Genomic DNA, 16,634 nt, shown 5'->3' on the forward strand with positions numbered 1-16,634 from the left:
CCGAACCCCTGAACATGTCCGCAAGCAAACCCAAACTGCGCCTCTCCGTGCTCGACCAGAGCCCGGTCATTGCCGGCCATACCGCGCGCGACGCCCTGGCCGCCACCGTGGAGCTGGCTCAGGCCGCCGATGCGCTGGGCTACACCCGCTATTGGTGTGCCGAGCATCACGGCCTGCGCGGTGTGTGCAACCCGGCGCCGGAAGTCATGCTGGCGCGCCTGGGCAGCGTCACGCAGCGTATCCGCCTCGGCTCGGGCGGCGTGATGCTGCCCTATTACAGCCCCTTCAAGGTGGCGGAGCAGTTCCGCATGCTGGAGGGCTTGTTCCCGGGCCGCATCGATCTTGGCGTGGGACGCGCGCCGGGCGGCGACATGCGTACCGCACAGGCGGTGGCGATGGGCCAGTACAACCGCGGCGACCAGTTCGCCGAGCAGGTACAGGACCTCTCCTGGCTCTTCCGTGGCGAGGTACCGCCGGGCCATATCGCCGAAGGCGTGGTGCTGCAGCCCGAGATCGATACCCGGCCCGAGCTGTGGGTGCTGGGCTCCAGTGACTACGGCGGCGCCCTGGCGGCACGCCTGGGACTGCGCTTTGCCTTTGCCCACTTTATCAATCCGCATGTCGGCCATGCCGTCGCTCAGCAGTACCGCCGCGATTTCGAGGCGGGCTACGACGAGCGGCCCTATAGCGCGGCGGCGATCTTCGTGATCTGCGCGGACAGCGAGGCCGAAGCGGCGGAACTGGAGCGCGCCGTGGACCTGCGCCGGCTGCAGATGGCCTACGGCGTCAACGCCCCGATCCCCTCGCTGGCGCAGGCCGCCCAGCACGAGCCCACCGAACGCGATCGCCTGATCGTGGAACGCGAGCGTCCGCGCACCATTTGCGGCACTCCGGAGCAGATCGCGCAGCGCATGCTGGACCTGCGCGAGCGCTTCCTCGCCGATGAACTGGTCGTGCTGAGCGTGACCGCCAGCTATGCTGCGCGGCTGCGCACCTATGAGCTGCTGGCACAGGCGTTTGACCTGTCGGGCGGCTAAGCTCGGCTATCATCTCGGGTTGCCAACGTTTTTAGTTTTCCGGGACTGACCAGCCATGACCATCGAAGCCAACCCCACCGTCGAAATCAAGGTGCTCGACGCACGCCTGCACGAATGGGGCCTGCCGGCTTACCAGAGCGATATGGCGGCAGCGATCGACCTGCACGCCTGCCTGGACGCGGCACTCGTCATCGAACCCGGCACACCGGCCCAACTGGTGCCGGCCGGCATCGCCGTGCACATGGCCAATCCCTATATGGCGGCCACCATCGCCCCGCGCTCGGGTCTCGGCCACAAGAAAGGACTGGTGCTGGGCAATTCGATCGGCGTGATTGACGCCGACTACCAGGGCCCGATCATGGTGAGCGTGTGGAACCGCAACGCGCCCGGCACCGAGCCCATCGTGATCCAGCCGGGCGAGCGTATCGCGCAGATGATGTTTGTGCCGGTGCTGCGGCCCGTCTTCAAGACCGTGGAAGATTTTTCGGAAGACACCGTGCGTGGCGCGGGCGGTTTTGGCTCCACCGGTGTGCACCACGCCAAGAACGGCGCCTGAGCCAGGTCCGGGGGGCGCGCTCAGCGCGCCTGCTCGAACAGCAGCGCCACGCCGCCGGCAACGGAGGCGGGGATAAGGCTTTCGTCGGGACCAAGATCGAGTGCGCCCACGCGCGCGGCGCGCCAGCCCTGACGGGCCGCGGCCAGATCGCTGGTACGCAGCCGGATGGCTGCATAACCAGGCACGGCGCGGCGCACATGTTCGGTGCCGGTGGCGGCGGCCAGCGCCTGCGGCGTGGTCACCACCAGCGTGGCGACATCCAGCGCCAGGCTGCAGATGTGATCGCTCAACTGCGTCATCTCGCCGCCGGTGAGTTCGGCATAGGCGCGGCCAGCCGCCTCGACCAGGGACGGCGCCACCACCAGGAACATCGCGGCGATGCCGGTCGCGCCGTTGGCATGCGTGGTCCACTCTGGCCGCCACAGCAGCTCCGGCGTACGGTGCTCGCAGATAAAAAAGCGCGCGCCGGGCGCATCGTCGATCGCCGCGACGCGGAAGGTGGCGGGATGCTCGGTGCCATCGTCCAGACGCACCGGCCGCGAGAACTCGATCGGGTCCGACGTGTGCCAGCCATCGGCGCGCAACTGCGCCGCGGCGGTGAAGGTATCGCTGCTCTTGCAGGACAGCGCGGCACAGCCACCCCCGGCTTCCTGCGCATCCCAGTAATACTGCCGCGTCGGGCTGGGTGCGGTGACGTGCAGCAACTCGAGATAGTCGCGCGCCAGCATCACGCAATGGTTCTGCGAGCCGAGCGTGTGATAACCGCGGGGCGTCAGCGTGAAGCCAAACCCGCGCCAGGCTTGCGCCGAAGCGTCAAGGTCGGGACACACCATCACGGCGTGGTCTAGCAGTTCCATCGTCATCGCTACCTCTACCTCTCGCTTCACACTTCAATCGAACTGGATATTGGCCTTGCGCGCCACCGCCTGCCATTTATCGTGCTCGTGCCGTACCAGGCTGGCCAGCTCGGCAGGCGAGCCGCCCACGATTTCGAATCCCTGCATGGCCAGCGCATCGACCACGCGCTGCTGCCGCAAGGATCGGACCAGGGCATCGTGCAAGCGCGCCACGGTCGGCTCCGGCAATCCGGCCGGGCCAAACACCCCGATCCAGGAATAGGCCTCGAAGCCCCGATATCCCTGCTCGGCCACGGTGGGCAACTGCGGGAACTGGCGCAGGCGGGTAGTACCGGTCACGCCAAGCAGCTTGACCGTCTTGGCTGCCACATGCGCCTGTACCGCCGCATAGCTGGAGAAAAATACGTCGACTTCATTCGACAGCACGGCCTGCACCGCCGGGCCGCCACCTTTGTATGGAACATGGAGAAAGCGCACGCCGGCCTCGGTCGCCAGCGCCTCGGCGGCAAGCTGGTTCAGGCTGCCGATGCCGGACGAAGCGTAGTGAATGCTCTCCGGCTTCTGCCGCGCCATGGCGACCAGTTCCTTCACATTGGAAGCGGGCAACGAGGGGTTGGCCGCGATCACCAGCGGGAAGCGGACCAGTTGCGTGATCGGCGTGAAGTCGCGGAAGGTGTCGTACGGCAGGTTCTTGTAGGCAAACGGGTTGATGGCGTGCGTGTCGAACGCCATCAACAAGGTGCTGCCGTCCGGCCGGGCACGCGCCACCGTGCTCGACGCGATCAGGCCTCCCGCGCCGGGCTTGTTGTCGATCACCACCGTCTGGCCAAGCCCGCTCTTGAGGCCGGGCTGCAACTGGCGCGCCACGATGTCGACGCTGCCCCCTGGCGGGAACGGCAGCACCATGGCAATGGGACGACTGGAACCGGCGGCTGTGGCATCGCCACCCAGGGCAGCCATGCCGGGCACGGGAATCAGGGGCATCGCGCCAAGCGGCAACGATTTGAGCAGCAGGCGGCGCAGCCGCGAGCATTCGGATCGGGACATCGGGTACTCAGGCGAATGGCGGGAACACAGCTGCGGCGGCAACCGCACCCGGCCAAAACAAAAGGGCGGCATCGCTGCCGCCCTGTATTTTGCCCGAGGATAGCACGAATTGCAGGCAAGGTCCGCTCTGCCCACCCTCCGCGCTTCGCCCTAGGCTTCCGCCTTCTCGTTTTCCGGCGATTCCGGCGGTTCCGCGGCAGCCTCGGCAAAGTCCAGCTTGATCTGGTCCTGCTCGTCGAGATCCACCACCACCCTGCCACCGGATACCAGCTTGCCGAACAGCAGTTCGTCGGCCAGCGCCTTGCGGATCAGGTCCTGGATCAGGCGTTGCATCGGCCGCGCGCCCATCAGCGGGTCGAAGCCCTTCTTGGCCAGGAACTTGCGCAGATGCTCGCTGAAGCTGGCTTCCACCTTCTTCTCGTGGAGTTGCTCCTCGAGCTGCATCAGGAACTTGTCGACCACGCGCAGGATGATTTCCTCATCGAGCGAGCGGAAGCTGATCATCGCGTCGAGCCGGTTACGGAACTCCGGCGTGAACATCCGCTTGATGTCGGCCATCTCGTCGCCCTGCTCGCGCGAGGACGTGAAGCCGATGGTGGCGCGGTTCATGGTTTCCGCTCCCGCATTGGTGGTCATGATGATGATCACGTTGCGGAAGTCAGCGCGGCGGCCGTTGTTATCGGTCAGCGCGCCATGGTCCATCACCTGCAGCAGGATATTGAAGATATCCGGATGCGCCTTCTCGATTTCATCCAGCAGCAGCACACAGTGCGGCTTCTTGGTAACGGCCTCGGTCAGCAGGCCGCCCTGGTCGAAGCCGACATATCCCGGCGGCGCGCCGATCAGCCGGCTCACCGCATGGCGTTCCATGTATTCGGACATGTCGAAGCGCAGCAACTCGATGCCCATGATGAAGGCAAGCTGCTTGGCGACTTCGGTCTTGCCCACCCCGGTCGGGCCGGAGAACAGGAAGGAGCCGATTGGCTTGTCGGTCTTGCCCAGGCCGGCGCGCGACATCTTGATGGCCGAAGCCAGCGCCTCGATGGCCGGGTCCTGGCCGAACACCACGGACTTCAGGTCGCGGTCCAGGGTCTGCAGCTTGCTGCGGTCGTCCTGGTTGACGCTCTGCGGCGGGATGCGGGCGATGCGCGAGACGATATCCTCGATCTCGCCCTTGCCGATGGTCTTCTTCTGCTTGGACTTGGGCAGGATGCGCTGGGCGGCGCCAGCCTCGTCGATGACATCGATGGCCTTGTCCGGCAGGTGGCGGTCGGTGATGAAGCGCGCCGACAGTTCGGCCGCCGCGGTCAGTGCCGCCGCCGCGTACTTGACGCCATGGTGCTCCTCGAAGCGCGACTTCAGGCCGCGCAGAATCTGCACGGTCTGGTCCACCGACGGCTCCACCACGTCGATCTTCTGGAAACGGCGCGACAGGGCCGCGTCTTTTTCGAAGATGCCGCGATATTCGGTGAAGGTGGTGGCGCCGATGCACTTGAGCTGGCCCGACGACAGTGCCGGCTTGAGCAGGTTGCTGGCGTCCAGCGTCCCGCCCGAAGCGGCGCCCGCGCCGATCAGCGTGTGGATCTCGTCGATAAACAGGATCGCGTTCGGATTGTCCTTGAGCGACTTGAGCACGCCCTTCAGGCGCTGCTCGAAATCGCCCCGGTACTTGGTGCCGGCCAGCAGGGCGCCCATGTCGAGCGAGTACACGACCGCCTTTTCCAGGATGTCGGGCACTTCGTTCTTGGTGATGCGCCAGGCCAGCCCTTCCGCGATCGCGGTCTTGCCGACTCCGGCCTCGCCCACCAGCAACGGATTGTTCTTGCGCCGGCGGCACAGCACCTGGACCACCCGCTCGACTTCGCTCTCGCGGCCGATCAGCGGATCGATCTTGCCGGCCTTGGCCAGCGTGTTCAGGTTCTGGGTGAACTGCTCCAGCGGGCTTTCCTTGCCATCGCCGCCTTCACCCTCGGCCGTGCCGTCGCCATGCTTGGCGGGCTCGGCCTGGTCCTTGCGGATGCCGTGGCTGATGAAATTGACCACATCCAGCCGGGTCACGCCCTGCTGCTGGAGGTAGTACACCGCGTGCGAGTCCTTCTCGCCAAAGATCGCCACCAGGACATTCGCCCCGGTCACTTCCTTCTTGCCGTTGGAAGTGGACTGGACATGCATGATGGCGCGCTGGATGACGCGCTGGAAGCCCAGCGTAGGCTGGGTATCCACCTCATCGGTGCCAGGCACCACGGGCGTGTTGTCCGCGATGAAGTTCTTCAGACTGGTGCGCAAATCCTCAATATTGGCTGCGCAGGCGCGCAAGACTTCCGCTGCCGTGGGGTTGTCAAGCAACGCCAGTAGCAGGTGCTCCACGGTAATGAACTCGTGGCGTGCCTGCCGGGCTTCAACAAACGCCATGTGCAGGCTGACTTCCAATTCTTGCGCAATCATGCTTCCTCCATCACGCATTGCAACGGATGACCCGCCTGCCGTGCGTGGGTTGACACCAGCTCGACCTTCGTCGCCGCAATATCCCTGGTATAGATACCGCAGACCCCCTTACCTTCCCGGTGGACGGTGAGCATGATCTGCGTCGCCGTCTCCCGGTCCCTGCTGAAATACTGCTGCAGGATCATCACGACGAACTCCATCGGGGTGAAGTCGTCATTCAGCAGCAACACCTTGTACATGGCGGGCGGTTTGAGCGCCTGCTCTTTCCGCTCCAGTACGGTGCCTGCTTCGCGTTGTGGGACATTTGCCAGCCGTGTAGCCATGGCTTTATTCTAACCCTTACGCACAACTCTGCAATTTGGGGAAAAGACGCCGGATTCAAGAGGCCGATGCAGCGGCCGTCCAAATTCCGGAGATGCCGAAGGCATCCGGGTTCACCTCTTGGGCTAGACGCAGTTGCTGTGCAGCCCTCCCCTCCAAAATACCATCTACAGCCGTTCCTTTCCCGCCACACCCTACCGGGAGTGGGGAATCTGCCAACTTGACAGTGCGCAGGTTTGACAGAAGAATCGTTCGCACATTCACGTCTGGTTACGCGAGCCAAAGCAATAAGCCGGACCTGGGTGATCCGTGAGCAGGGAGGCCCACGAATCCGGCGGCGGCGAGTCAGCACATAAAACTGGCCGCCACGCGGTGTCCGCAAAGTCGTGTCATCGTACCCGGCCCGGTTCCACCGGACTGGAGCGCATGGCCAGGCGCGCCGGGCACCCGGCTGGCCGCGGCGCTTTCCCCCGCTCGTATCGTGCTTTTTTTGTTGGGGGAGTTTATGGCAAGCGGTATCGTCAAATGGTTCAATGACGCCAAGGGCTTTGGGTTCATCAAGCCGGACGACGGCGAAGAAGAGCTGTTTGCGCACTTTTCGGCCATCCAGATGAGTGGCTTCAAGACCCTGAAAGAGGGTCAGCGCGTGTCCTTCGAAATCATCCAGGGTCCCAAGGGCAAACAAGCCACCAATATCCAGGACGGCGCCTGAGGACAAGGTGCGCGGCCGCACCAGCCGACAGAGCTTGAGGCGGTCACGACAGGATGCGGGGGAATCATCCCCGGAACGGGATCGGCCTGCCGCCCCCCGGACATCGCCTGGCCTCCATAGCCAGCGCGCCATGTCCAGACCAGCAAGCTGAACAGCAGCACGTAGCGCATCCGACAAAAAGCCCGGTCAGGTCAATACCGGGCTTTTTGTTTGCCGATTTGCGGGCTGGCATCGGGTACCGTCCGTCCTCATGGCCTGGACGCAGCATCCGGGCGCGCCACCTGCCCCCGGTAGGCTGCCAGCAACGCCTGCCACCACGCCCCATTCCGCTGCAGAAATATGCCTTCCGGGAAGCCGTGGCGCGCCACATGCCCTTGCGGCACGCTGTCCCAGCCGCGATGTTCGACGGTGACCCTGGTCTGATCGCCCACTGCAGTGAAACTGACCTCAACCTGGGTGGCCTGGTCCGGCCCGAAGTTCGCCTGCCGCCAGCCAAAGGCCAGCCGCACGCCCGGCTCCCAGGCCGTAACGGTGCCAATCTCGAATACCCATCGCGGCGCGTCTCGAGCAGCCGGCCGCCCGTGCCCGGTTCGAACGACAGCACGCCGGGCCTGCCTGGCCCGACCTGGAACAGCATATTGGGGCGCCACCATAGTGCGATATCGCGGGTGAACGCCTCTAACGCGCACTGCGGCGTGGCCGTCACCCGCAAGGTAACCTGCACGCACGAGCTCATTCTCCGGCCTCCAGGTGGGCCTTGAAGGCCGTGAGCTGCCGCGCCCAGAGCTGCTCTGTCTGCTCCAGCCAGGCCTTGAGTTCGCTCATCGGCCCTGCCCGCAGGGCATAGATCCGCACGCGGGCATCGAAGCCAGGTGGCGACTGATGGGATTCTTCGATCAGCTCACCCGCCTTGAGCACCCGCAGATGCCGGCTCATTGCCTGCGGACTGAGGCCGGTGGCCCGGGCAATCTCGCCGGCGCGCATTGGCCGCTCGCGCAGCAGATCCACCACCTGGCGCCGGCTGGGATCGGCCAGTACCGCCAGGGTGCGGTCAAGCGAAGCAACGGCGCTTCCCCCCACGCCTACGCCCAGCCGTCGATGTGCAGGCCGCTGGCCTGCTCGGCCTGCTCCCGCGTGACCTTGCCTACGGCCTGGCCAAAGGTCCACACATGGCCTTCGGGATCCCTGGCGGCATAGACACGGTCGCCATAGAACTGGTCAGCCGGCTCGCGCACGATTTCCGCGCCGGCGGCTCGCGCCCTCGCACAGTGGGCATCGAGGCCCTCATGCAGATGAACATGAAGGGACTGCGTGTTCTTGCCACCAACGCTGGAGGGACTGACGGTGTAATCCGTCCAGGCACTCCCGATCATGATGTAACCCTCCCCGAAGCGCATCTCGGAATGTGCCAGCCGGCCATCGGCATCGGTGATCACCATCGCCCGCTCGAAGCCGAATGCCCGCTCCAGCCAGTCCAACGCGGCAAGCGGGTCCTGATAATAGAGCGCTGTGCCCCGAAGGTGGCACGCCGGAACTGATCCTCCATCTCGGTCTCCTTACACGATCCGGTTAATATTTAACAATCTAGTTAATCAATTCCCCGAATTCAAGCGCCCAATGAAAAAACCCCCGGGTCTCCTTGCGGAGACACAGGGGCTCATTGCCAGTGCGGCAAGGCTTACATATTGTCGATCATCACCTGACCAAAGCCCGAGCAAGACACCTGCGTCGCACCTTCGAGCAGGCGGGCGAAGTCATACGTGACCTTCTTCGACAGGATGGACTTCTCCATCGACGAGATGATCAGGTCGGCGGCTTCGGTCCAGCCCATGTGGCGCAGCATCATCTCGGCGGAGAGGATTTCGGAACCCGGGTTCACGTAGTCCTTGCCGGCGTACTTCGGCGCGGTGCCATGGGTGGCTTCGAACATGGCCACGGAATCGGACAGGTTGGCTCCCGGGGCGATGCCGATGCCGCCAACCTGCGCTGCCAGCGCGTCGGAGATGTAGTCGCCGTTCAGGTTCAGCGTCGCGATGACCGAGTACTCCGCCGGGCGCAGCAGGATCTGCTGCAGGAAGGCGTCCGCGATGGCGTCCTTGATCACGATTTCCTTGCCGGTCTTCGGATTCTTGAACTTGCACCACGGGCCGCCGTCGATCAGTTCGGCACCGAATTCCTGCTGGGCCAGCTCGTAGGCCCAGTCACGGAAGCCACCTTCGGTGAACTTCATGATGTTGCCCTTGTGCACGATGGTCACCGACGGCTTGTCGTTGTCGATCGCATACTGGATGGCCTTGCGCACCAGGCGCTTCGTGCCTTGCTTGGAAACCGGCTTGACGCCGATGCCCGAGGTGTCCGGGAAACGGATCTTCTTCACGCCCATTTCGTTCTGCAGGAAGGCGATCAGCTTCTTGGCCTGGTCGCTTTCCGCTTCCCACTCGATGCCGGCGTAGATGTCTTCCGAGTTCTCGCGGAAGATCACCATGTCGATCTTTTGCGGTTCGCGCACCGGCGAGGGCACGCCCTTGAAGTAAGCCACCGGGCGCAGGCAGACGTACAGGTCGAGTTGCTGGCGCAGTGCGACGTTGAGCGAACGGATGCCGCCACCGACCGGCGTGGTCAGCGGGCCCTTGATCGACACCACGTAATCCTTCAGGACCTCAAGGGTTTCGTCAGGCAGCCACACATCGGGGCCATACACCTTGGTCGACTTCTCGCCAGCATAGATCTCCATCCAGGAGATCTTGCGCTTGCCGGCGTAGGCCTTGGCCACGGCTGCGTCGACCACCTTGATCATCACGGGGGTGATATCCAGTCCCGTACCATCTCCTTCGATGAAAGGGATGATTGGATTGTCCGGAACATTCAGCGAAAAATCCTGGTTGACCGTGATCTTCTCGCCGGCCGGCACCTTGATGTGTTGATACATGACGTCTCCAGTACGGAACGGGGGTTCGTAACGTGCCGCCCAGGTTCGTGACCGGACGGCGAGATGTGAGTGGCGCGCGGGCATTTTAGCGGGGTTCGATGCGGTTACGATGCCGCACCGCAACACGCGCCGCCTGCCCAGCCAAGCGTCAGAGGCAGTTCAGTCTTATATAAGACACAAGACCGTTTTGTATTATGCAGCAAAATTTCATGATCCGCTATCCTGCCGGAACCCGTGCCGCCACGCGGGCTGCGGCATACTGGCGCCCGTGATGCCCTGGGGCCCGGCCATCGGCACGGCCCCAGGCGTTGCCTACCCTGACTCGCTTCCCGCCCCTGATGACGCTGATTGCCCTGAACAAACCCTTCGGCACCATGAGCCAGTTCTCCGCGCACCCTACGCGCCCTACGCTCGCCGACTGCGTGCAACGCCCCGGCGTGTATCCGGCGGGACGGCTCGATGCCGACAGCGAAGGCTTGCTGCTGCTGACCGACGACGGCGCCCTGCAGGCGCGCATTGCCGACCCGCACCACAAGCTGCCGAAGACCTATCTGGCGCAGGTGGAAAACAAACCGGACGAAGCCGCGCTCGCGCGCCTGCGCGGCGGAGTCGATCTCGGCGACTTCCGCACGCTGCCGGCGCGAGCACAGTGCATCGATGAACCCGGCTTCCTCTGGCCGCGCAATCCTCCGGTGCGGTTTCGCGCAGCCATTCCAACCCAATGGCTGGAAATCGAAATCCGCGAGGGTAAAAACCGCCAGGTACGGCGCATGACGGCAGCCGTGGGCTTCCCCACTTTGCGCCTGTTGCGCGTGCAGATCGGCGCGCTGGACCTGCGCACGCTCGGACTCGCGCCTGGGCAATGGTGCGAGATCGATCCCGCGATGCTCGGCCTGGACGCTGTCGCGGCGCCACGTACCAACGCACCGGTGCGCCGTACGCGCGCGGGCGGGGCAGCGAATCCGCAAGGCCCGCAGCGCCATCCACGCCCCCGCGCAAGAAGTTACAAAAATTAACAGTTCGTGAGTCAACGGCTCACCGCTCCGTTTCGTTTCTGACTCTGACACGTCGCATAACGAGTCAACTCTTCCGAATCGATTTCACCTTCCGAGGTAGATAGCATGAACAAACTGATCGCTGCTCTGGTTGCCGGCCTGTTCGCCACCGGCGCTTTCGCCCAAGCCGCCGCTCCGGCACCGGCAGCTCCGGCTGCTGCAGCGCCCGCCGCTGAAGCCCCGGCTGCAAAGCCCGCGACGAAGAGCACCAAGAAGTCCACCAAGAAGCACGCTCACAACAAGACCAAGGCTGCCCCGGCTGCCCCGGCTGCCAAGGCCGACGCTGCAACGAAGTAAAGATTTGCAGGCAGGCCGGGCATTGCGCCCGGCTAGCAAGGCAGGCTGTCCGCAAGGCGCCTGCCTTTTTTCTTGCCTGCGATGGCCAGGCGCCAAAAGCGCGCGCCCGTCACCGTAGCCTGCAGCAACAAATGCAAACTATCTGATGGCGCCGCTTGCCCGATAGCTGCGCTATGCTGGCGGGTCCCGAACCGTTCAAATCGCCGTTCCTTCCATGCGCCCTGTCATCAAAAACCTGCTCGCCGGCGGCTGCGCCCTTGCCGCCTTGACGTCCGCCTGTGCCCAGTCGCCGGCCAGTTTGCCGGTCCGGCAACTCAGCGCGGGCATGTACGCCATCAAGGCGGAAATCGCCGCTACGCCGGAAGCCCGGGAACGCGGCCTGATGTATCGCAAAACCATGCCCGCCAACGAGGGCATGCTGTTCGTCTTCGATGAGAAGGCCGGACATTGCTTCTGGATGAAAAATACCGACCTGCCGCTGTCGATCGCCTTCCTGGCCGATGACGGATCCATCGTCAATATCGAGGACATGGCGCCCCAGACCGAGGACAACCACTGCCCGCGGGCAGCGGTGCGCTACGCGCTGGAGATGAACAAGGGATGGTTCGCGCAGAAGGGCCTGAAGGCCGGTGCGAAGATTGGCGGGCTGCCGCAGCCGCGCTGATGACGAAGCGCGGCAGCTCTGCAGCCGCGCCCGTTTGCGACAGGGTCAGTCGCGGAAATTATTGAAGTCCAGCGGGGCTTCCGGAACATCCTTGCGCAGCAGCGCGATCACGCTCTGCAGATCGTCGCGCTTGGTACCGGTGACGCGCACCGCATCGCCCTGGATGCTGGCCTGCACCTTGATCTTGCTGTCCTTGATCATCTTGACGATTTTCTTGGACAGGTCGCCGGTGACGCCCTTCTTGATGGTGATGACCTGCTTGACCTTGTCGCCACCGATGCGCTCGGTCTTGCCGTAGTCCAGGAAGCGCACGTCGACATTGCGCTTGGCCAACTTGCTGATCAGCACGTCCTTGACCTGGCCGAGCTTGAAATCGTCATCGGCGAAAGCCGTGAGTTCGTTCTCCTTGTGCTCGACCCGCGAATCCGAACCCTTGAAGTCGAAGCGGTTCGTGATTTCCTTGTTGGCCTGCTCGACAGCGTTCTTCACCTCGATCATGTTCGCTTCGCACACTACGTCAAACGACGGCATTGCATTCTCCTTGTCTTGCTGCGTGTTGCTGTGTATTGCCACTTGCCCGCGGCAGTCCCGCGGGCCTTGTCCTGGGCGCGCGCCGGCTGGCGGCGGCGCTTACGTATAATCCAGCCTACCCTGCAGTCCGGTGCCGTCGACCACGGCGGCCGCCTCACCTTTCCCTTGCATGGCTGATTTCCACGAATTTTATCCCCTGCGCCGCCACAATTCATTCGGATTCGACGTACGCGCGCGTTTTGCGGCGCACGTGCGCAGCGAAAGCGACCTGCTGTCCGCGCTGGCCGATCCGCGCGCGCATGGCCTGCCCCTGGTTGTGCTCGGCGGCGGCAGCAATGTGGTCCTGACGCGCGACATCGACGCCCTGGTCCTGTTGATGGAAATCCCCGGCTACGCGGTGGCCGCCGGCGACAGTGCACATCTGGTTACAGCTGGCGCCGGCGAGAACTGGCATGCACTGGTCTGCCGCACCATTGCCGACGGCCTGCCGGGGCTGGAAAACCTGGCCCTGATTCCCGGCACCGCGGGCGCGGCGCCGATCCAGAATATCGGCGCCTATGGCGTTGAACTGCGCGAGCGCTTCGACAGCCTGCGCGCCTTCGACCGGCACAGCGGCGAATTCGTCCGCCTGACACTGGAGCAATGCCAGTTTGCTTACCGGGACAGCCTGTTCAAGCGCGAGGGGCGTGACCGCTACATCATTACCGCTGTCACGCTGCGCCTGCCGCTGCCCTGGCAACCGGTGCTGGGCTATGCGGAACTGGCGCGCGAACTGGCACAAGAGTCAACCGCGGCGCCCACGGCGGATCGCATCCGTGAAGCGGTGATCGCGATCCGCATGCGCAAGCTGCCCGACCCCGCCCAGATCGGCAATGCAGGCAGCTTCTTCAAAAATCCCGTGGTCGGCACTGGCCAGCGCGACGCGCTGCTGGCGCAGTACCCCAACCTGGTCAGCCATGTCCAACCCGATGGCAGCTACAAGCTGGCGGCCGGCTGGCTGATTGACCAGTGTGGATTCAAGGGGGTGAGCGACGGCCCGGTGGGCGTCTATGGCAAGCAAGCCCTGGTGCTGGTGCACCACGGCGGCGGCACGGGGCAGGACCTGCTGGCGCTGGCGCGCCGCATCGCCGATGCTGTGCAGGCCCGCTTCGGCGTGCGCATTGAGCCCGAGCCGGTGGTACTTTAAGCCGCCCGGGCCATCGTACTCAGGCGAAGTGGCAGACGTAGTCCAGCGTTTCGGTCACTTCAATATCAAAGCTGCTGTCGCCGGGTACATTGAACTGCTGGCCGGCGCCATAGGTATTCCACTGGTCCTCGCCAGCCAGCTTCACACGGCACACGCCGGCATTGATTTCCATGCTTTCCGGAGCGCCGGTGCTGAAGGTCAGCGCGGCGGGAAAGATCACGCCCAGCGTCTTGCGGGTGCCGTCCGGGAACAGCACGGTGTGGCTGACGCACTTGCCGTCGAAGTACAGGTTGGCTTTCTTGACGACGGATACGTTGTCGAACTGGCTCACGCTATTTCTCCTTGATGCTTGGTTCTTGATGACTGGAATCTGGAATGCTCAATGGCGAGGCGGCGCAAAAAAGGGGCCATGACGGCCCCTCTTCTGCTGAGTGCTGACTGCCAGGCCACGGCCCTAATCGGGCCGGGGCCGGAAGCCCGCCTTACTCGCCGCGCTGGCGGCGTGCGTTCTCGGCGATGCGCATGCGCAGCGCGTTCAGCTTGATGAAGCCGCCGGCGTCGGCCTGGTTGTAGGCGCCGCCGTCATCGTCGAAGGTCGCGATGGTCTTGTCGAACAGCGTGTCCTTGGAGTCGCGCGCGACCACGATCACGTTGCCCTTGTACAGCTTGACGCGCACCCAGCCGTTGACCTTGGCCTGCGTGTGGTCGATCAGCACCTGCAGCGCGCGGCGCTCCGGGCTCCACCAGTAGCCGTTGTAAATCAGGCTGGCGTAGCGCGGCATCAGGTCGTCCTTCAGGTGAGCCACTTCGCGGTCGAGCGTGATCGACTCGATGGCGCGGTGGGCCTTCAGGATGATGGTGCCGCCGGGGGTTTCGTAGCAGCCACGGCTCTTCATGCCGACGTAGCGGTTTTCCACCAGGTCCAGGCGGCCGATGCCGTGCTTGCCGCCCAGGCGATTCAGTTCGGTCAGCACTTCGGCCGGGGTCATGCGCTTGCCGTTCAGGCCGACGATGTCGCCGCCCTCGAACTCGACGTCCAGGTACTCGGCCGCGTCCGGTGCCTTCTCGGGCGACACGGTCCAGCGCCACATGTCTTCCTCGGCCTCGGCCTTAGGGTCTTCCAGGTGGCGGCCTTCGAAGGAGATGTGCAGCAGGTTGGCGTCCATCGAGTAGGGAGCGCCGCCCTTCTTGTGCTTCATGTCGATATCGATGCCAGCCTTTTCTGCATAGGTCAGCAGCTTTTCGCGGGACAGCAGGTCCCACTCGCGCCACGGCGCGATGACCTTCACGCCCGGCTCCAGGCCGTAGTAGCCCAGTTCGAAGCGAACCTGGTCGTTGCCCTTGCCGGTGGCGCCATGCGACACGGCGTCGGCGCCGGTGCTGCGCAGGATCTCGATCTGGCGCTTGGCGATCAGCGGACGCGCGATCGAGGTGCCCAGCAGGTACTCGCCTTCATAGACGGCGTTGGCGCGGAACATCGGGAAGACGAAATCGCGCACGAATTCTTCGCGCAGGTCGTCGATAAAGATGTTCTCCGGCTTGATGCCGAACTTGAGCGCCTTCTGGCGGGCAGGTTCGAGTTCCTCGCCCTGGCCGATGTCGGCGGTAAAGGTGACCACCTCGCATTGATAGGTGTCTTGCAGCCACTTCAGGATCACCGAAGTGTCCAGCCCGCCGGAGTAGGCGAGCACGACTTTCTTGATATCGCTCATGTTCGACTCGATGCGCAAAGTAAGCGTTGCCGGTGTTGACACCGGTCACGCGAAAAAGAATGCGGAAAAACCGCTATTTTGACACGTCTGTCCCGGCTTGGGCGGCACTTGCCGCCTTCATCCAGCGCTCAGCCAGCCTTCTGGCACCGGGTTGGCGTGCCGCATGTGCGCCAAACGTGGCGCGGTACGCTCAGGATCAGTAGCGCCCGCAGAGCAGGAATTCCATCAGGGCCTTCTGCACGTGCAGGCGGTTCTCGGCCTCTTCCCACACCACGCTCTTCGGGCCGTCGATGACAGCCGCCTCGACTTCCTCGCCGCGGTGCGCCGGCAGGCAGTGCATGAAGAGCGCGTCGGGGTTGGCGCGATCCATCATGGCGGTGGTCACCATCCAGTTCTGGAAGGCGCGCTTGCGCGCGTCGTTCTCGGCTTCGTAGCCCATGCTGGTCCACACATCGGTGGTGACCAGGTCCGCGCCCTGGCAGGCGGTCAGCGGATCGTCGAACACCTTGACCAGGTGCGCGGCCGACGCCGGCACCATGGCCGGGTCGAGCTGGTAGCCGGGAGGCGCCGAGAAGTGGAAAGTAAAGCCGAGGCGCTCGGCCGCCTGGATCCAGGTGTAGGCCATATTGTTGGCGTCGCCGATCCAGGCCACCGTCTTGCCGCGGATGCTGCCGCGCTGCTCGATATAGGTGAAGACGTCGGCCAGCACCTGGCAGGGATGGTATTCGTTGGTCAGCCCGTTGATCACAGGCACCCTCGAATGCGCGGCGAAACGCTCGATGATGTCCTGGCCGAAGGTGCGGATCATGATGATGTCGACCATGCGCGAGATCACCTGCGCCGCGTCTTCGATCGGCTCGCCGCGCCCGAGCTGCGAGTCGCGGGTATTGAGGAAGACGGCATGGCCACCCAGCTGGTGGATGCCGGCCTCGAACGACAAGCGCGTACGAGTCGAGTTTTTCTCGAAGATCATGGACAGCGTGCGGTCGTGCAGCGGATGCCATGTCTCGTAGTTCTTGAACTTGGTCTTCAGAATCCGTGCGCGGTCCAGCAGGTACTCGTACTCGTCGGGAGTCAGGTCGCTGAACTGGAGGTAATGCTTGATCGAAGTTGGGCTCATAAAACAAAGAAGGCGGCTCGGTGGTGGCTTGGCCGCCATGAAGGGTTCATGACCTGACCGTGCCGCGGAGCCGCCTTTCGCGTCGCTTACGCAATTTAACTCTAAGAATCATAAGGGATTATTGTGGCTTTGGCGAGCGTGGGCGGCGTGCCGCACGGCACGGAG

At 64.0% G+C, this 16,634-nt stretch carries 19 protein-coding genes; 7 read left to right on the forward strand and 12 right to left on the reverse strand.

Features of this window, described 5'->3' with window-relative positions:
* The first annotated feature begins 14 nt into the window (after nucleotides 1-14).
* The gene (locus tag ACZY0R_RS33140) at nucleotides 15-1,037 is read left to right on the forward strand and encodes an LLM class flavin-dependent oxidoreductase (protein WP_488864452.1); all 1,023 of its coding nucleotides are present in this window, start codon (nucleotides 15-17) and stop codon (nucleotides 1,035-1,037) included.
* A gap of 55 nt (nucleotides 1,038-1,092) precedes the next feature.
* Nucleotides 1,093-1,593: a dUTP diphosphatase gene (dut, locus tag ACZY0R_RS33145; RefSeq protein WP_035867378.1), complete on the forward strand. Its 501-nt coding sequence runs from the start codon at nucleotides 1,093-1,095 to the stop codon at nucleotides 1,591-1,593.
* 20 nt (nucleotides 1,594-1,613) lie between these two features.
* Here dut and ACZY0R_RS33150 read toward each other — a convergent pair whose 3' ends face one another.
* From ACZY0R_RS33150 to clpS, 4 genes are all read right to left on the reverse strand, one after another.
* Nucleotides 1,614-2,456, reverse strand: a complete 843-nt coding sequence (locus tag ACZY0R_RS33150) for a VOC family protein (RefSeq protein ID WP_488864454.1) — start codon at nucleotides 2,454-2,456, stop codon at nucleotides 1,614-1,616.
* Between the two features lie 27 nt (nucleotides 2,457-2,483).
* Entirely contained in the window at nucleotides 2,484-3,497 is a 1,014-nt protein-coding gene (locus ACZY0R_RS33155; RefSeq protein WP_045237629.1) for a Bug family tripartite tricarboxylate transporter substrate binding protein, read from the reverse strand.
* 150 nt (nucleotides 3,498-3,647) lie between these two features.
* On the reverse strand, nucleotides 3,648-5,942 hold the full coding sequence (gene clpA / locus ACZY0R_RS33160) for an ATP-dependent Clp protease ATP-binding subunit ClpA (protein WP_488864457.1): 2,295 nt from the start codon (nucleotides 5,940-5,942) through the stop codon (nucleotides 3,648-3,650).
* Complete coding sequence (gene clpS, locus ACZY0R_RS33165) at nucleotides 5,939-6,265, reverse strand: ATP-dependent Clp protease adapter ClpS (protein WP_006157525.1); 327 nt, start codon at nucleotides 6,263-6,265, stop codon at nucleotides 5,939-5,941. Before clpS ends, clpA begins: the two co-directional genes overlap by 4 nt.
* A gap of 503 nt (nucleotides 6,266-6,768) precedes the next feature.
* On the opposite strand from clpS, the gene ACZY0R_RS33170 reads away from it, so the two are divergent.
* On the forward strand, nucleotides 6,769-6,975 hold the full coding sequence (locus ACZY0R_RS33170) for a cold-shock protein (RefSeq protein WP_017229665.1): 207 nt from the start codon (nucleotides 6,769-6,771) through the stop codon (nucleotides 6,973-6,975).
* A 248-nt stretch (nucleotides 6,976-7,223) separates the two neighbouring features.
* Here the strand turns inward: ACZY0R_RS33170 and ACZY0R_RS33175 are convergent, their stop codons facing one another.
* The 4 genes from ACZY0R_RS33175 to icd form a co-directional block, all read right to left on the reverse strand.
* Complete coding sequence (locus ACZY0R_RS33175; protein WP_488864460.1) at nucleotides 7,224-7,484, reverse strand: SRPBCC domain-containing protein; 261 nt, start codon at nucleotides 7,482-7,484, stop codon at nucleotides 7,224-7,226.
* A 223-nt stretch (nucleotides 7,485-7,707) separates the two neighbouring features.
* On the reverse strand, nucleotides 7,708-8,055 hold the full coding sequence (locus tag ACZY0R_RS33180) for an ArsR/SmtB family transcription factor (protein WP_488864462.1): 348 nt from the start codon (nucleotides 8,053-8,055) through the stop codon (nucleotides 7,708-7,710).
* Between the two features lie 2 nt (nucleotides 8,056-8,057).
* Complete coding sequence (locus ACZY0R_RS33185; protein ID WP_488864464.1) at nucleotides 8,058-8,453, reverse strand: VOC family protein; 396 nt, start codon at nucleotides 8,451-8,453, stop codon at nucleotides 8,058-8,060.
* 200 nt (nucleotides 8,454-8,653) lie between these two features.
* Nucleotides 8,654-9,904, reverse strand: coding sequence for an NADP-dependent isocitrate dehydrogenase (gene icd / locus ACZY0R_RS33190; RefSeq protein WP_488864466.1), 1,251 nt, complete (start codon nucleotides 9,902-9,904; stop codon nucleotides 8,654-8,656).
* Nucleotides 9,905-10,242: 338 nt separating this feature from the next.
* Here icd and ACZY0R_RS33195 point away from each other — a divergent pair, with 338 nt between their 5' ends.
* The 3 genes from ACZY0R_RS33195 to ACZY0R_RS33205 all read left to right on the forward strand — a co-directional run bounded on the left by ACZY0R_RS33195 (nucleotide 10,243) and on the right by ACZY0R_RS33205 (nucleotide 11,920).
* The gene (locus ACZY0R_RS33195) at nucleotides 10,243-10,920 is read left to right on the forward strand and encodes a pseudouridine synthase (protein ID WP_488866315.1); all 678 of its coding nucleotides are present in this window, start codon (nucleotides 10,243-10,245) and stop codon (nucleotides 10,918-10,920) included.
* 105 nt (nucleotides 10,921-11,025) lie between these two features.
* Nucleotides 11,026-11,256: a hypothetical protein gene (locus ACZY0R_RS33200; protein WP_035867390.1), complete on the forward strand. Its 231-nt coding sequence runs from the start codon at nucleotides 11,026-11,028 to the stop codon at nucleotides 11,254-11,256.
* A gap of 214 nt (nucleotides 11,257-11,470) precedes the next feature.
* Nucleotides 11,471-11,920, forward strand: a complete 450-nt coding sequence (locus ACZY0R_RS33205; protein ID WP_045237622.1) for a DUF192 domain-containing protein — start codon at nucleotides 11,471-11,473, stop codon at nucleotides 11,918-11,920.
* Nucleotides 11,921-11,965: 45 nt separating this feature from the next.
* Here ACZY0R_RS33205 and ACZY0R_RS33210 read toward each other — a convergent pair whose 3' ends face one another.
* A complete protein-coding gene (locus tag ACZY0R_RS33210) occupies nucleotides 11,966-12,451 on the reverse strand; it encodes a YajQ family cyclic di-GMP-binding protein (RefSeq protein WP_488864469.1) in 486 nt (161 codons plus the stop codon).
* 169 nt (nucleotides 12,452-12,620) lie between these two features.
* Between ACZY0R_RS33210 and murB the strand changes: the two genes are divergently transcribed.
* Nucleotides 12,621-13,637 carry a UDP-N-acetylmuramate dehydrogenase gene (murB, locus tag ACZY0R_RS33215; protein WP_488864471.1) on the forward strand — a complete coding sequence of 339 codons (1,017 nt, stop codon included), beginning with the start codon at nucleotides 12,621-12,623 and terminating at the stop codon, nucleotides 13,635-13,637.
* Nucleotides 13,638-13,656: 19 nt separating this feature from the next.
* Here murB and ppnP read toward each other — a convergent pair whose 3' ends face one another.
* The 3 genes from ppnP to argF all read right to left on the reverse strand — a co-directional run bounded on the left by ppnP (nucleotide 13,657) and on the right by argF (nucleotide 16,469).
* Nucleotides 13,657-13,968, reverse strand: coding sequence for a pyrimidine/purine nucleoside phosphorylase (gene ppnP / locus ACZY0R_RS33220; RefSeq protein WP_488864473.1), 312 nt, complete (start codon nucleotides 13,966-13,968; stop codon nucleotides 13,657-13,659).
* Between the two features lie 151 nt (nucleotides 13,969-14,119).
* Entirely contained in the window at nucleotides 14,120-15,349 is a 1,230-nt protein-coding gene (locus ACZY0R_RS33225) for an argininosuccinate synthase (protein WP_488864475.1), read from the reverse strand.
* 196 nt (nucleotides 15,350-15,545) lie between these two features.
* Nucleotides 15,546-16,469, reverse strand: coding sequence for an ornithine carbamoyltransferase (gene argF / locus ACZY0R_RS33230; RefSeq protein WP_035867400.1), 924 nt, complete (start codon nucleotides 16,467-16,469; stop codon nucleotides 15,546-15,548).
* Nucleotides 16,470-16,634: the final 165 nt, after the last annotated feature.

Source organism: Cupriavidus sp. F041, from assembly GCF_057814235.1.

Coding starts and splice junctions, on each gene's coding strand:
- argF (WP_035867400.1), bottom strand. CDS start 16,469: ATGAGCCCAACTTCGATCAAGCATTACCTCCAGTTCAGCGACCTGACT.
- ACZY0R_RS33225 (WP_488864475.1), bottom strand. CDS start 15,349: ATGAGCGATATCAAGAAAGTCGTGCTCGCCTACTCCGGCGGGCTGGAC.
- icd (WP_488864466.1), bottom strand. CDS start 9,904: ATGTATCAACACATCAAGGTGCCGGCCGGCGAGAAGATCACGGTCAAC.
- dut (WP_035867378.1), top strand. CDS start 1,093: ATGACCATCGAAGCCAACCCCACCGTCGAAATCAAGGTGCTCGACGCA.
- ACZY0R_RS33200 (WP_035867390.1), top strand. CDS start 11,026: ATGAACAAACTGATCGCTGCTCTGGTTGCCGGCCTGTTCGCCACCGGC.
- ACZY0R_RS33150 (WP_488864454.1), bottom strand. CDS start 2,456: ATGACGATGGAACTGCTAGACCACGCCGTGATGGTGTGTCCCGACCTT.
- ACZY0R_RS33140 (WP_488864452.1), top strand. CDS start 15: ATGTCCGCAAGCAAACCCAAACTGCGCCTCTCCGTGCTCGACCAGAGC.
- ACZY0R_RS33205 (WP_045237622.1), top strand. CDS start 11,471: ATGCGCCCTGTCATCAAAAACCTGCTCGCCGGCGGCTGCGCCCTTGCC.
- ACZY0R_RS33210 (WP_488864469.1), bottom strand. CDS start 12,451: ATGCCGTCGTTTGACGTAGTGTGCGAAGCGAACATGATCGAGGTGAAG.
- ACZY0R_RS33195 (WP_488866315.1), top strand. CDS start 10,243: ATGACGCTGATTGCCCTGAACAAACCCTTCGGCACCATGAGCCAGTTC.
- clpS (WP_006157525.1), bottom strand. CDS start 6,265: ATGGCTACACGGCTGGCAAATGTCCCACAACGCGAAGCAGGCACCGTA.
- ACZY0R_RS33155 (WP_045237629.1), bottom strand. CDS start 3,497: ATGTCCCGATCCGAATGCTCGCGGCTGCGCCGCCTGCTGCTCAAATCG.
- clpA (WP_488864457.1), bottom strand. CDS start 5,942: ATGATTGCGCAAGAATTGGAAGTCAGCCTGCACATGGCGTTTGTTGAA.
- murB (WP_488864471.1), top strand. CDS start 12,621: ATGGCTGATTTCCACGAATTTTATCCCCTGCGCCGCCACAATTCATTC.
- ACZY0R_RS33170 (WP_017229665.1), top strand. CDS start 6,769: ATGGCAAGCGGTATCGTCAAATGGTTCAATGACGCCAAGGGCTTTGGG.